12 protein-coding genes and 2 pseudogenes are annotated in these 13,001 nt (G+C 59.9%); 8 read left to right on the forward strand and 6 right to left on the reverse strand.

What is annotated here, in order from left to right:
• Nucleotides 1-77: 77 nt before the first annotated feature.
• From ACI48D_RS11615 to ACI48D_RS11630, 4 genes are all read right to left on the reverse strand, one after another.
• Nucleotides 78-245, reverse strand: a complete 168-nt coding sequence (locus ACI48D_RS11615) for a hypothetical protein (protein WP_435571377.1) — start codon at nucleotides 243-245, stop codon at nucleotides 78-80.
• 43 nt (nucleotides 246-288) lie between these two features.
• Nucleotides 289-654: a VirB3 family type IV secretion system protein gene (locus ACI48D_RS11620; RefSeq protein ID WP_435571378.1), complete on the reverse strand. Its 366-nt coding sequence runs from the start codon at nucleotides 652-654 to the stop codon at nucleotides 289-291.
• 2 nt (nucleotides 655-656) lie between these two features.
• Nucleotides 657-938, reverse strand: a complete 282-nt coding sequence (locus tag ACI48D_RS11625) for a hypothetical protein (RefSeq protein ID WP_435571379.1) — start codon at nucleotides 936-938, stop codon at nucleotides 657-659.
• 131 nt (nucleotides 939-1,069) lie between these two features.
• The gene (locus ACI48D_RS11630; protein WP_435571380.1) at nucleotides 1,070-1,294 is read right to left on the reverse strand and encodes a helix-turn-helix transcriptional regulator; all 225 of its coding nucleotides are present in this window, start codon (nucleotides 1,292-1,294) and stop codon (nucleotides 1,070-1,072) included.
• Between the two features lie 290 nt (nucleotides 1,295-1,584).
• Here ACI48D_RS11630 and ACI48D_RS11635 point away from each other — a divergent pair.
• Nucleotides 1,585-1,785 (forward strand): annotated as a pseudogene (locus ACI48D_RS11635) (ribonucleotide-diphosphate reductase subunit beta); the annotation flags it as partial.
• Nucleotides 1,755-2,318 (forward strand): annotated as a pseudogene (locus tag ACI48D_RS11640) (IS110 family transposase); the annotation flags it as partial. The pseudogenes ACI48D_RS11635 and ACI48D_RS11640, both read left to right, overlap by 31 nt.
• Before the next feature lie 61 nt (nucleotides 2,319-2,379).
• Here ACI48D_RS11640 and ACI48D_RS11645 read toward each other — a convergent pair.
• Nucleotides 2,380-4,731 (reverse strand): membrane-bound PQQ-dependent dehydrogenase, glucose/quinate/shikimate family, encoded by a 2,352-nt coding sequence (locus tag ACI48D_RS11645; RefSeq protein ID WP_435571381.1) that lies wholly within the window; start codon nucleotides 4,729-4,731, stop codon nucleotides 2,380-2,382.
• Between the two features lie 643 nt (nucleotides 4,732-5,374).
• Here ACI48D_RS11645 and ACI48D_RS11650 point away from each other — a divergent pair.
• From ACI48D_RS11650 to ACI48D_RS11665, 4 genes are all read left to right on the forward strand, one after another.
• Complete coding sequence (locus tag ACI48D_RS11650; protein ID WP_435571382.1) at nucleotides 5,375-6,451, forward strand: porin; 1,077 nt, start codon at nucleotides 5,375-5,377, stop codon at nucleotides 6,449-6,451.
• Entirely contained in the window at nucleotides 6,451-7,608 is a 1,158-nt protein-coding gene (locus tag ACI48D_RS11655; protein WP_435571383.1) for a TonB-dependent receptor plug domain-containing protein, read from the forward strand. Before ACI48D_RS11650 ends, ACI48D_RS11655 begins: the two co-directional genes overlap by 1 nt.
• A gap of 529 nt (nucleotides 7,609-8,137) precedes the next feature.
• Nucleotides 8,138-8,557 carry a VOC family protein gene (locus ACI48D_RS11660; RefSeq protein ID WP_435571384.1) on the forward strand — a complete coding sequence of 140 codons (420 nt, stop codon included), beginning with the start codon at nucleotides 8,138-8,140 and terminating at the stop codon, nucleotides 8,555-8,557.
• A gap of 98 nt (nucleotides 8,558-8,655) precedes the next feature.
• Nucleotides 8,656-9,735 carry a porin gene (locus ACI48D_RS11665; RefSeq protein WP_435571385.1) on the forward strand — a complete coding sequence of 360 codons (1,080 nt, stop codon included), beginning with the start codon at nucleotides 8,656-8,658 and terminating at the stop codon, nucleotides 9,733-9,735.
• Between the two features lie 30 nt (nucleotides 9,736-9,765).
• On the opposite strand, the gene ACI48D_RS11670 is transcribed toward ACI48D_RS11665, so the two are convergent.
• Entirely contained in the window at nucleotides 9,766-10,569 is an 804-nt protein-coding gene (locus ACI48D_RS11670) for an IclR family transcriptional regulator (RefSeq protein WP_435571386.1), read from the reverse strand.
• A 398-nt stretch (nucleotides 10,570-10,967) separates the two neighbouring features.
• Here ACI48D_RS11670 and ACI48D_RS11675 point away from each other — a divergent pair, with 398 nt between their 5' ends.
• Nucleotides 10,968-11,798, forward strand: a complete 831-nt coding sequence (locus ACI48D_RS11675) for an FAS1-like dehydratase domain-containing protein (protein WP_435571387.1) — start codon at nucleotides 10,968-10,970, stop codon at nucleotides 11,796-11,798.
• Entirely contained in the window at nucleotides 11,795-13,000 is a 1,206-nt protein-coding gene (locus tag ACI48D_RS11680) for a CaiB/BaiF CoA transferase family protein (protein ID WP_435571388.1), read from the forward strand. Before ACI48D_RS11675 ends, ACI48D_RS11680 begins: the two co-directional genes overlap by 4 nt.
• The last annotated feature ends 1 nt before the right edge of the window (nucleotide 13,001 follow it).

Raw genomic sequence — 13,001 nt, forward strand, 5'->3', positions numbered from 1 at the left:
TCACGTACTAGACGGACTGCGCGCTCCCGGACTTCCGGCGAAAATTTGCTTGGCTTCTTGTTCATAGCTCCATTCTCTCAAGAGTTGGAGCCTCCATCAAATCCGGGGCGGTTCAATTTGCCTAACGCAGCGATGACCCGGTTGAGCGAGTCGAACCGCATTTTGATGTCAGTATCGGGCAGCGACTCGAAAGGCATCCCGGCCAACTTGATGACCAGGAGGGCGCGGCCATCCTCGTAGTTCACCACACGTTCCGTAATGTGCCGACCGATCCTCGGCAGCTTCTCTTCACTTGCCGGTTGGTTCCGCAAAATAGCGCTGATAGACATGATGGTCCCGTCCGTATTTCGTTGGTGCCAAGGTATAGGTGTTACCGAAATGCTTGGTATTTCGCCTACTCAGCCAACACCACAGTTCCAAGGCCGTGATTCGCAACGCTTGGTCGTCGGTTTCGCAAACATGCTTGCAGTAGAGGTAGAACGGGAGACCGACTGCGCCTAATAGCATTCCACCCACGCCGAGCAAAGCCGCACCCAGCACGCCGATAATCAGGCTCGCAAGCGCGATCAATATGACGGCCACCAGTGGGGCGCCGCCAAGCATGGCGACGCGCCCGAGGGCGTTGTACGAGGGGTACTTCGCCTGGTCGCTCATGATCAGGCGAAGACGCTCCAGGCCCAGGTGGCGAGCCCGATTACCGACCCGACTACCGCAACCTTGCCGACCGCCTCACCGAAATCGATCCATTGGATTTTGTGACCGAATAGCATGACTCCTTGCCAAGCGAGATAGATAGCAGCGACGATGGCGAGGAAACCGAAGAACCAGGTCTTGAACTGGTCTGCAGCTTGGGTGCCTGAATCGAGGCCGCCAGCAAGGGCAATTTCGGGAGCGGCGGCAAACAACACGCAGAGCAGGACCGGAAGAATGTTTTTCATGGCTTTACCTCGTGAATGAAGTGTTACGACTCGTTGAAAACGTCCGAATCCGCCGCATGCTGGTCGGCTTTCGGGACACCAGTTGCTTCGTCCATCTAAACGCGTCTATGACACGGCCCATGCGAAGCAAACTACATGAAAGATTTGGTCACGACGTGCCGGTTTGCAGCTCGAGCATTTACCCAAGCTTGCACTTCGCTGTAGAGCCAAGCCGACGATTTCTTCGAGAGCTTGACTTGAACTGGAAACTCTCCTCTTTGAATACTTGCGTAAAGTGAACTGCGCGAGAGACCGCAGATGTGAAGCACTTCGTCAATCCTGATCAAGCGGTCTGCAATGGATGACTGAGTTTCCATATCAACCTCACATGATTAGTGCGAATTTTGGGGCTTCGATTTGTAATCACATTCTGATGCCCGCTGGGTATGAAACATTGATAAAGTTCCGCCGCGAGCTCAGCTAGTATTGACCCAGGTTGAATAGTCGGCTTGGCGAACCAGCGTTAATGAAAAGGAGGGGAGGTCGATCCCGAAAGGTGTAGCGGGCAGGACCTTCACAAGTGCGGGGTAGGTGCTCGAGCTACGAGGTGACCGCCTGTCCGTCATGTTTTCGCCTGATTGCAGCGATCAATGTTCAGGAGGACATCATGTTGTTATGGGCTGAAGAGCCGGCAGGAGCACAGAATCCTGAGTCGAATGCCGCCGACGTCACCAAGCGCGTGAACGCGGACGACAAGCGCATCATTAACGCAAAAATCGAGGTCAACCAGCTGGTGCCGTTCAAGTACAAGTGGGCCTGGGACAAATACCTGGCTGGCTGCGCCAACCACTGGATACGGCCAAAAGTGTGTTCCAGGTGTACGCCGTCGAGCAGGATACCGGCGAAGTGATCAATAAACCCATCAAGCGCGCGCAATTTCTGCAGTGGTTTGCCAATCGCTCGCCTTGTCTGGTCGGCATGGAAGCGTGCGGCGGTTCGCAGCATTGGGCGCGCAAGCTTCATGAACTCGGGCATGAGGTCAAGCTGATGAGTGGGAAGATGGTCAAGGCTTTCGACTGCGGCAACAAGAACGACGCGGCCGATGCGCGTGCAATTTACATGGCGGCGCGGCAGCCGGAGTTGAAGCCGATCGCCGTCAAGAGCAAGGGCCAGCAGGCGGTGCTGGCAATGCACCGGATCCGCCAGCAGTTAGTGAAGGTAAGGACAGCGCAGATCAACGAATTGCGAGGTCTGTTGGGTGAGTACGGCGAAGTGTTCGGCAGGGGCAGGAAAGCCTTCGATGCCGGCATGAAAGCAGCGCTTGAGCGGCTGGCTGGGCGCTTGCCGGCGCCGCTGATCGACACCCTGCGCGTCCAGTGGAACGAACTGGCTCTGCTCGAGACGCCACGCCTAGTGAAAAAAGCTCCTGAAGACAGGAGCTTTTCGAAGTCATTATTGCACGTTAGTTTCCTGCTGCCTGTGGCTTCACCGCTATCGACTTTGGCAAAGCATAGGCAATGATGTAGTCTCCATAGTCGGGCGCCGCACGCGAGCCATGTGCGGTGACGACCACATACTGTCTGCCATCCTGCGGGGAGGTGAAGACCAGGGGCGTAGAGCCTGCGCCAACCGGCAGCTTGCTCTTCCAGAGCGTTTCTCCGGTCATGACGTCGAGCGCGCGCAGGAAGTAGTCGGAGGTCGCCGAGAAGAACACCAGGCCCGAGCCGGTCGGCACGGCGCCGCCGAGCGTCGGCATGCCCAGTTCGATCGGCAGATGAGTCTTGATGCCGAGCGGACCGAACTCCGAGGGCGTACCGAGCGAGCGGTGCCACAGCATCTTTTGGGTCCGCATGTCGATCGCGCCCATGGTGCCGAAAGGCGGGTTCGTGCATGGCACGCCGAGGAAGGACATGACCATCCCTCGTTCGCCGCCGTAGGGAGTGCCACTCATCGGTACGACGCCGCCGGTGCTGTGCGATCCCTTACCGGTTTTCTTGGCCTGCGCGATCTCGTCTTCACGGCTTAGCAGGCGGCCTTTCATCATGACTCGCATGTCGTTGACGATCATGATGTCGTGCTGCTTGTCGATTGCCTGGCCGCCCCAGTTGGTCGTTCCGTACCATGAGGGGCTCTGGAGATACCACTTCAGCTGCGGCGGCGTGTAGTCGCCCACGTAGTACAGGCTCTTGAACTGGATACGGCAGTTCAGCTGGTCGATCGGCGTGATACCCCACATCATTTTTTCGTTCAGCACAGGGTCACGCATGGACGGCATGCCTACCGAATAGGGCTGTGTCGGAGAAAGCTTTTCGCCTGGTACGCCATTGGTTGGGACAGGACGCTCCTCCACCTTGGTGATGGGCTTGCCGGTGCGGCGGTCGAGAACGAAGATTTCGCCATTCTTGCTGGCCTGGACGAGGGCGGGAATACGTCCACCTTTCCCGTCAGGCATGTCATACAGGACCGGCTTGGAGGGCATGTCGTAATCCCACACGTCATGATGAACGAGCTGGAAGGTCCAGCGCTCGTGGCCCGTGGTCGCATCGACTGCGACGACAGCCGCGCCGACGCGGTCGGTAGCTGCCGAGCGCTGGCCGCCGAAGAGGTCCGGCGTGCCGTTGCCGGTCGGGAGGTAAACCATGTTGAGCTCGGGGTCATAACTCGGGGTCGCCCACATGTTCGGAGTACTGCGGGTATAGCTCTGGCCCGCCGGCGGCGGGTTGGGCTGGCCTGGACGGCCCACGTCCCAGGCCCAGGCCAGGTCACCGGTCACGGCGTCGAAAGCACGCACGACGCCCGACGGCTCATCGGCAGACTGGTTATCCATTACCCAGCCGCCCACGATGAGGTTCTTCCCGGCCAGCAGCGGGCCGGAGGTCGGGTTGTAGAAGCCGGGGATGACGGCGCCCATACCGTCGGCGAGGAACACCGTGCCATCCTTGCCGAAGCCGGGGACCGGCTTGCCGTTCGTGGCGTCGAGGGCAATCAGGCGCATGTCGCCGGTCGTCACATACAGGCGGCGCTTTCCGGGCGCGTTATCGGCCAGTCCCGGCACTTCGTAGTAGGCCAGCGACCGGCAGCGCATCCAGCCCGCCGTAGAGCCGGGATTAACGTGCGGATCGAAGTGCCACAGTTTTTCGCCCGTGTCCCCGCGGACCGCGAAGACCTGGTTGGTCGGTGTGCAAGGGTAGAGTGTATTGCCGATCTTGAGCGGGGTATTCTGGTTTTCGCGGCCATTGCCCGACATGTCTCCGGTGTGGAAGGTCCAGGCCACTTCGAGCTTGTCGACATTGCTGCGGTTGATCTGGCTGTCGGGCGCGAACTGTTCACCCGAGGGCGTGCGGCCGAATCCGACCCACTGGCTCGGTTCCTTGGCCGGTTTGTAATCGCTTGCGGCGGCGGGCACATGGTCCGGCTTCACCAGCCAGACCGGGCTGAAGGCGCCGATGAACGTTGCTACCAGGCCGATCCCCAGTACTGCCGACACGCCGTAAGATACGGGGCCGATGCGCTTGATGCCGGCCGCACCGCGCAGCTTGGGCAGGCACAGCGCGATCAGCAGGCCGAACACTGCAAACATACCGAGGCGCGCGGTGAGCGGCCAGAACTTCAGCCCGGTCTCCCACAGTGCCCAGACAAGGGTGACGACGAAGAACGCAAGGTAGAGGTGGCCGACGCGCACGTCGGCGCGGAACAGCAGAATGGCGGCGGCGATGAGGGCGAGGCCAGCCAGGAGGTAGTAGATCGAGCCGCCAAGGACGATCAGCTGAAAGCCGCCGTAGATGAGATAGGCGCCGACGAGCAGCAGGATCAAGGCAAGCAGAGTCGCGTAAAGCCTGACCCTGGTAGGCACCTTGGTGCTACTGATATCAGAAACAGGTAACAAGATATTTTCCTTTTTTTAGAATGCCGGCAGCAGAGCCCGACGGCACTGCAGTGGATAGTGGCTCGTCAGGTCGGAATGATCCGCATGTCGGCAAGACTGGTGGTGCATCCAGAGCGGCACGTATCGGCATCGATAGCGGTGTCCGGATTGACCGCGACGGAATGCGGGTCCTAAAGGTCAATGCCGTCGCGCGCCGGTACTTTATGCCAAGGAGCCGTTGCTGATAAACAATAGTTATGCTTCGACAGTTGAAACACTGCGTTTGGAATTAAGCACCTTTACGTCCGTTACCACTCATGCTGCCGGAATCTGGTCCGATTAGAAATACCACGTTTTAAGTGTTGAGCGGAATGTGGTCTTAATTGCACAGCAGGGCGGCTCATATACTGTCGCGTTTTGCGGTCTCTGCACAGCAGGCATCAGACGTGAACACGATTGCACTTAGCCCTATACCACGCCATGGACGTGCGGGCGCGTCCGCTCTTGATCCGGGCGCCACCAGAGCCGTCCTGCTGCGCGGTCCCTGACCGCTGGCGGAACCGCCGTCCCGAATATCCAACAAGGAGAATCAATGAGGAAGAAATTCATGGCAGCCGCCGTGCTGGTGGCGCTAAGCCAGCACGCCTGGGCGCAAACCAATGTGACGGTCTACGGCATGATCGACGCCGGCCTGTCCTACGAAAGCGACAACAAGGCCGGCTCCATGACCAAGGTCACCAGTGGTATTGCCGGTGGCTCGCGCCTCGGCTTCAAGGGTACCGAAAACCTCGGCGGCGGCACCAAGGCGCTGTTCGTGATCGAAAGTGGCATCCAGGTCGACACCGGCGCCTTGGGGCAGGGTGGCCTGCCGTTCGGGCGCCAAGTCTTCGTCGGCCTTGGTAACGAGCGGGCCGGCACGCTGACCCTTGGCCGTCAGTATGCGCCGCATTATCTTGCGACCGTCTTTGCCGACCCTTTTGCCAGCGGCACCTCGGCGGACGAGAAGAACCTGATGAACGCCGTGTCGGACGGTGGGCGCATGAGCAACAGCATCAAGTACGCGAGTCCGCAGTGGAAGGGCTTCAGCGGAGAAATCGCGTATTCGGCCGGCGAGACCGCCGGCGACAACACCGCCGGACGCGCGGTCGGCTTCGCCATCGCATATGACGCGGCACCGGTGGCGATTCGCGTGGCCTACCACGACAAGAACAACGACACCGGCACAGTGAAAATGGACAACGCGCGCAATACCTTCGTCGCCGCGACTTACGCCTTCCGCTTTGCCAAGCTCCACCTGGCCTATGGCGTGAACAAGGGTCCGTTCAGCTCGACCCTGCGCAACACAGGCAATCCCTATGGCTATGCCGAGGTGCCCACCGCCGCATCGCTCACCGACGACAGCACCGACGCACTGGCCGGTCTGACCGTGCCGCTGGGTGCGCATGCGCTGCTGGCATCGTGGATCCACAAGAACGACAAGACTGCCGCCAACCGCGATGCTGACCAATTCGGCCTGGGCTACCGCTACAACCTGTCGCTCCGTACCGACCTGTACGCGGTCTATGCGCGCATGGTCAACAAGAATGGCGCCAGCTACACGCTTGGTAACGCCAGCGATGGCGGCAGCGGCGACCGTGCTGTCAACCTGGGCATGCAGCACGCGTTCTGATGGATGAACAGTGCCTGAAGCCGCGCCGGTTCCGTTTGAACGCCGTCGCGGCGCTGTCTGCAGCCGTACCCTTGCTGGCGTCTGCCGGCGCCAAGTCCGAAGCGCCTGACATGCCGATGAGTGCGGTGGTTGTGACGGCCAGCCGCAGCGAGCGCCTGAGCTTCGATTTGCTGGCTGCGATTGACGTCGTGACTGCCGCACAGATCGGGGCAGCCCAGCCCCGCGTGAACGCTTCGGAGGCGCTTGCCGCTGTACCTGGGCTGGTGGTACAGAACCGCCAGAACTATGCCCAAGACCTGCAGATTTCTTCGCGCGGCTTCGGCGCCCGCTCGGCCTTTGGCGTACGAGGCGTGAAGCTGATCGCGGATGGTATCCCGGCCACCATGCCCGATGGCCAGGGCCAGGCAGCCACCTTCAACCTTGACCTGGCCGAGCGTATCGAAGTGCTGCGCGGTCCTTTCTCTACCTTGTACGGGAACCATGCCGGCGGCGTGGTCCATCTGTTCACGGGCGATCCGAAAGGTGCGCCCAGCGTCGAGTTGAGCGTGGTCGGCGACGGCGACGGCATGCGTAAGACGGATCTGAATGCGGGCGGCAAGCAGGGGCGCTTGGGCTGGCTGCTGGATGGCTCGCGGTTCGAGACCGATGGCTACCGCGCGCACAGCGCCGCAACGCGCGACCAGGCCTATGCGAAGCTCACTTTCGATGCCTCGGCTACGAGCCGGCTGACTGTCACGGCTAGTGGCCTGCGCCAGGATGACACCCAGGATCCGCTGGGCGTGAGCTGGGCCACCTGGCAGCGCACCCCCCGTGCCGGCGAGATCGACACGACCGACTCCCGAAGCCCGCAGCGCACACTGGCCGACCGCTACGACACCCGCAAAAGCATAGCCCACCAGCAGATTGGCCTGAGCTGGGACCAGCGCTTCGGCAGCGACCGGTTACATGTAACGGTGTATGGCGGTAACCGCCGCGTGATTCAGTACCAGTCCTTCTCGAAGGGCGTCCAGGCCCTGGCCACACACTCGGGCGGCGTGGTCGACTTCGACCGCGACTTTCAGGGCTTCGATGCCAACTGGCTAATGGTGCGCCCGCTGGGCGATGGCCTGCTCCGCACGACCGCAGGCCTGGAGGCCGGCCGGTCGAATCGCTTGTGACCGGGCTACATCACGCCTTCTGAGCGACAGGCATACCACGTCTGCCTGTCGCTCCATACCACCCTGACGCGTCTATTTATGGATGATCAACAAGAACAGTGCCGGCTACACGCTCCGTAACCCCAGTGATAGCGGTTCCGGCCACTGCGCTATCAAATTCGGGTGTAGTAGGCGATTTGATGATTGGACGTTCGGTGAAGTGTTCCCAGTTAGGTCCAGATGCTGTCATCGCCTTGTTCCGGCTTCGCCTTCGATGACTCACGTGGATCGAGTAGTGACAGTACAGGATCGAACATTTGATGGACCATCGGAATCTGTTCTGGTTCTCCGTTCGATTTTTTTACGTGTGAATTATTGTATTCACCTATGAACGCTGATAGTATTCATGCGTGGTCATCGAGCAAGCTTGTGACCGCCGAGCTCTACGCTGGCACTTGGCAAGTATCTTCGCCTGCGGTGGTAGCCACCAGCTACGGCCTGCCACGCCTGCTCGCCGTGTTCGCTCCCGTAAATTGCAAAAGGACTAGCCATGAACTTCAAGTTTCACCATATGAATCTATGCACCGACAATTTGTCGCGGCTCACCCAGTTCTACAAAACGTTGTTCGATCTAGGCACTATCAACGACGAGGAGCACTCGCGCGTGAACGCCGAAAGCACTACCACCGGATACAACGGCAAAGTCGACTTCCTGACCGATGGCGACATCGAATTCCACTGGGCGGAACGGGATCTCGACACCGGATTCAAGATGAATCAGATCGTCAACCCAATGGCGCGCGGCCACTTCTGCTTCCGCACCGACGACATCAAACGGTTCATGCGTCGATGCGATGAGCGAGGCATTCGTTATTCGGACTACGGGAAGTGGGCAATCGCTGGCTGGTATCAGGTATTCCTGCAAGACCCGGATGGCAACATCATCGAAGTGCATCAGCCGAACATGTGATACCGCTCCGGCGCGTCACGTCACGCCGGGCAGCCGTGCGGCAGGGCAGACAATTGCGACGGCCTTGCCAGCCGGCCCATAAAAATACGGAGACAACAATGAAGAAAACACTCGTGGCCACCGCCGCCACGCTGGCGACGCTCGTCCAGCCGGCATGGTCGCAAACCAATGTGACAATCTACGGACTGATCGACGCGGGTCTGTCCTATGAAAGCGGGAACAAGGCCGGTTCCATCACGAAGGTCACCAGCGGGATCGAATCCGGCTCCCGTCTAGGTTTCAAAGGGACCGAAGACCTGGGTGGGGGCAGCACAGCACTGTTTGTCCTCGAGAGCGGCGTCCAAGTAGATACCGGCGCGTCGGGGCAGGGTGGTGTCCTGTTCGGGCGCCAGGCCTTCGTTGGCCTCGGCAACAAGCGTATCGGCACCCTGACCCTTGGTCGTCAGTATGCCCCGGAATACCTCGTGGCAGCATTCGTCGATCCTTTCTCCAGCGGCACGTCGGCCGACGAGAAGAACCTGATGAATCCGGTGTCCACCGGTGGCCGAATGGACAACAGCATCAAGTACGCGACGCCGCGATGGCAGGGTTTCAGTGGCGAGCTGGCGTACGCCGCTGGAGAGATCGCTGGCCATGCTCAGGCCGGACGCGCGCTCGGGTTCGCCATCGGCTACGGCAACGGGCCGCTGGAACTGCGTCTGGCCTATCATGACAAGAGCAACGATACCGCCACGAGCAGCATCGGCAGCGCGCGCAATACCCTGCTCGCCGCGACCTATGCCTTCTCGTTCGCCAAGCTCCACCTGGCGTACGAGATGAACAAGGGACCGTTCAGCTCGACGCTGCGCAACGAGACCAATCCCTACGGTTTTGCAGTCCCGCCAACCAGTAGCACTGCCACGCGGGACAGTACGGATACGCTGGCGGGCCTAACCGTGCCGCTGGGCCCACATACGCTTCTGGCGTCGTGGATCCACAAGAACGACAAGACGGGCGCCAACCAGGATGCGGACCAGTTCGGCTTGGGCTACCGCTACAACCTGTCGTTGCGTACCGATGTGTACGCGGTCTACGCTCGCATGCTCAACAAGAATCGCGCCAGCTACACGCTCGGTAACGCAAGCGAAGGTGGCACCGGCGACCGGGCCGTCAACCTTGGCATGCGCTACGCGTTTTGAGGTCGTCTTGAGCAGGGCTGCGTGTGGCGGCTAGCCAGACTTCTTTCCACCTATGCGTGCGGAAAGAAGTCTGGCAGCCTCCCCGAGTTCTTCCTGAACTTCGGGAATCGACTTGCGCTGCACCTGGTCGATGCGTTCCGCATAAGGCACGGTAAGAGCGGCGATGGCGTGGCCCTGTGAGTCCAGGATTGGGAAACTCAATGCATAAAGACCACGCACCTGTACGCTCGGCGCGGACTCATAACCGCGTTCTTTAATGAAATCGAGGACGTTCTCCAATTGCGGATCTACATGGTTGGGCCGACGCTGCAACGCCTCTTCCATGCGGAAATTTCGGGTTTCCGGATCCTGGAACGCCAGAAGCACCCGGCCGGAAGCGGAAATCAGAACCTCAAGCTCGGAACCCACGCGTACGCTGAATCCCATGCTGCTAGGTGGGTCAATCTTGGCGATGACGATCTGCTTGCCTTGGCCGTAGACGGTAAGGTGACAGGATTGGTCGAGAGCGCTCGACAGTTTTTGCATGATCGGCCGAGCTTCGATCAGCAGGCGATGGGTCGGAGGATTTGCATGGGCCAACTCGAACAGCTTGGTCGTGACGTGGTAACTATCGTCGATTTGCGCGACGTAATTGCGATTGAGCAGGCAGGTCATCATCCGGTAGATCTCGCCCACGCTGCGACCAAGTTGCTGCGCGATGTCTTTTTGCGAAAGCGGCATCTCCGCGTGACATAGCAACTCCAAGATGTCGAGACCTTTCTCGAGCGCCGGCGCGGAGTAGCTGCGGCCTTCCGTCTCCTTCAAGTTCGTTGCTTCAGTTGCATCGCTCTTCATTTCACAGCCTATTCAAGATTGGCGCCATGGGGCGCCGGGTTGCCTCGAGAGTATACGTCACGTGCAGCTCGGGACGTACTCACCCATTCGGTCACACTCTGTTCGTATCTTAACGTGGTATCGCATGTACGCAGGCCAGGATCGAATCTCCGCCGTCGGGGCAAAACGGACTGATCCATCCCGGCTGCGGCTCATCTTCCAGTGTTGAACACGAATTATATTTCATCAGTAAATAACCCGTTTCGAATAGGTCAAAAAATCACTTTACTTCCGCTGCACGATCAATATAATTCATACATAAATAAGATCATTCATATATAAAAAAGTATGCTGAACCCGCGGTTGCGAAACGGAAACCGCTACCGGTTCCAGCGAGAAGCAAACTAGGAGCGAGACATATGTTCGAACAAGACAAGTACACGTCCGTCGTTCGCAGCGAGACGTGCACTCTGGCGGCAGTCCGCCGGGTGGCATCCATGCTGGACCTCGATCCGGACGATATCGTCGAGGGCGACGCGCTTCCCAAAGGCTGGCATTTCATACTGCTGGGCGCGGATACCCGCCGCTCCGAGCTCCGTGCCGATGGCTTCCCCGGGCTGGGGGTGCCCATGCCCGAACTCGGGCTTCCGCGCCTGCTGCTCGGCGGGAGAGCCGTCGAGTACCACCATCCGATTCCGATCGGTGCCACGGTGGAGCGCACCAGCACGGTCAAGGATTTAGTCCATAAAAGTAATGCATCGGGACCGATGGTCGTCGTCACCATCGAACACCGGCTCCGGGTTGACGAAGCTTTTGCGCCTGCCATCGTTGAGACGCAAACTTATGTGCTACTGCCTGCACAGGGGGGCGCCAGGACAGCCGAGGCCACCGCTTGCCGCGTCACCGCAGAGCACATGAAGGAAATCGTTCCGGATGAAACTTTGCTGTTTCAGTATTCGGCGCTTGGCTTCAACTCGCACAAGATCCACATCGACAAGTCCTATGCCCGGGATGTCGAGGGCTTTCCCGACCTGGTGGTCAATGGAGGACTGACGACGCTCCTGCTGATGGAATTCGCACGCAGGGATATCGGAATAAACGCTCGCGCCATCCGGATGAAGAATACCTCGCCTCTTTTCTGCGGGCATGCCATCACGCTTACGGCAGAACACGACGGCGACTGGTGGCGCCTGCGAGCACACGACGACACCGGGAAAATTGCAGCCGAGATGGAGGTAAACATCAAATGAATTTCGAACCCCTGAAGAGCATCCGTGTGCTCGACTTGACGAGCGTCGTGGTAGGGCCGGTGTCGACAGCCCGGCTCGCGCAGTACGGCGCCGAAGTCATCAAGGTTGAAAGCCCAGATGGCGACCTGATGCGTGGACTGGGCGGTCTTTCGCCGACCGGCCAGCATTCGGGCGCCTACCTGCATCTGAATCGGGGCAAGCGGAATATCTGCTGCGACCTGAAGAAGCCTGCCGCCCGTTCGATCATGGAGAGACTGGTGGCATCGGCGGACGTCATCATCGCCAACATGCGTCCGCAGGCGCTCAAGCGCCTCGGACTAGACGCCGGCAGCATTCGCGCAAAGCACCCCGACAAGATTTGTTGCCTGATTACCGGCTATGGTACGGACGGCCCTTATGCGGGCCAGCCGACCTACGACAGCGTCGTGCAGGCTGCCACGGGAATGACGGGGCTGACGCTGGCGCGCGACGGTGCGCCGGCTTATGTACCGATGCTGATTTGCGATCATGTGGTGGGGGAGATCGCCGCGGGATCCATTCTGGCAGCTCTCATGCAGCGTCAAGTGACCGGCAAGGGATGCAATATCGAGGTCCCGATGTTCGAAACTATGTCGGCGTTCGTATTGCAGGAGCACCTGGCCCAGCAAAGTTTCGATCCACCAGTCGGTCCTGCCGGCGACCAGCGCCTGCTCAGCCCCCACAACAAGCCCGTGCAAACGGCGGACGGCTGGATATCGTTCACGGTCAACACCGACCAGCAGGTCCGGGCCTTCTTGAAGGCGGTAGGCCGCCACGAAGTGCTTGACGATCCGCGCTTCACGACCGTAGCGGCGCGCGCGAAAAACGTGAAGGAATGGTTCGCGGTCAGGGGGGCGCCGCTCACCAGCAGGACAACCCGGGAATGGCTCGAAATACTCAACGGCGCCGATATCGCCGCGAAGCCATGCCATACGCTCGACTCGCTACCGCGTGACCCGCATTTGCAAGCGGTCGGCTTGCTGCAGCACGAAGATCACCCTACCGAGGGCAAGACGATTGCAATCCGGTCGACCATCAGCTTTGACGAGCGCTACCCGCCGCTGCAGTCCTGCGCGCAACCGCGTGGTTGGGAGACCGGGAAACTCCTCGAGGAACTCGGGTATTCCGCCGCTGAGATAAAGGACTTGCTAGCGGACGGCGCAGTAATCGCAAGCGCGCCCTAGC

Origin of the sequence: Massilia sp. LXY-6 (assembly GCF_051233485.1) — a bacterium.
Classification (GTDB): Bacteria; Pseudomonadota; Gammaproteobacteria; order Burkholderiales; family Burkholderiaceae_D; genus Telluria.

Coding starts and splice junctions, on each gene's coding strand:
- ACI48D_RS11650 (WP_435571382.1), top strand. CDS start 5,375: ATGAGGAAGAAATTCATGGCAGCCGCCGTGCTGGTGGCGCTAAGCCAG.
- ACI48D_RS11625 (WP_435571379.1), bottom strand. CDS start 938: ATGAAAAACATTCTTCCGGTCCTGCTCTGCGTGTTGTTTGCCGCCGCT.
- ACI48D_RS11680 (WP_435571388.1), top strand. CDS start 11,795: ATGAATTTCGAACCCCTGAAGAGCATCCGTGTGCTCGACTTGACGAGC.
- ACI48D_RS11660 (WP_435571384.1), top strand. CDS start 8,138: ATGAACTTCAAGTTTCACCATATGAATCTATGCACCGACAATTTGTCG.
- ACI48D_RS11630 (WP_435571380.1), bottom strand. CDS start 1,294: ATGGAAACTCAGTCATCCATTGCAGACCGCTTGATCAGGATTGACGAA.
- ACI48D_RS11620 (WP_435571378.1), bottom strand. CDS start 654: ATGAGCGACCAGGCGAAGTACCCCTCGTACAACGCCCTCGGGCGCGTC.
- ACI48D_RS11675 (WP_435571387.1), top strand. CDS start 10,968: ATGTTCGAACAAGACAAGTACACGTCCGTCGTTCGCAGCGAGACGTGC.
- ACI48D_RS11655 (WP_435571383.1), top strand. CDS start 6,451: ATGGATGAACAGTGCCTGAAGCCGCGCCGGTTCCGTTTGAACGCCGTC.
- ACI48D_RS11665 (WP_435571385.1), top strand. CDS start 8,656: ATGAAGAAAACACTCGTGGCCACCGCCGCCACGCTGGCGACGCTCGTC.
- ACI48D_RS11670 (WP_435571386.1), bottom strand. CDS start 10,569: ATGAAGAGCGATGCAACTGAAGCAACGAACTTGAAGGAGACGGAAGGC.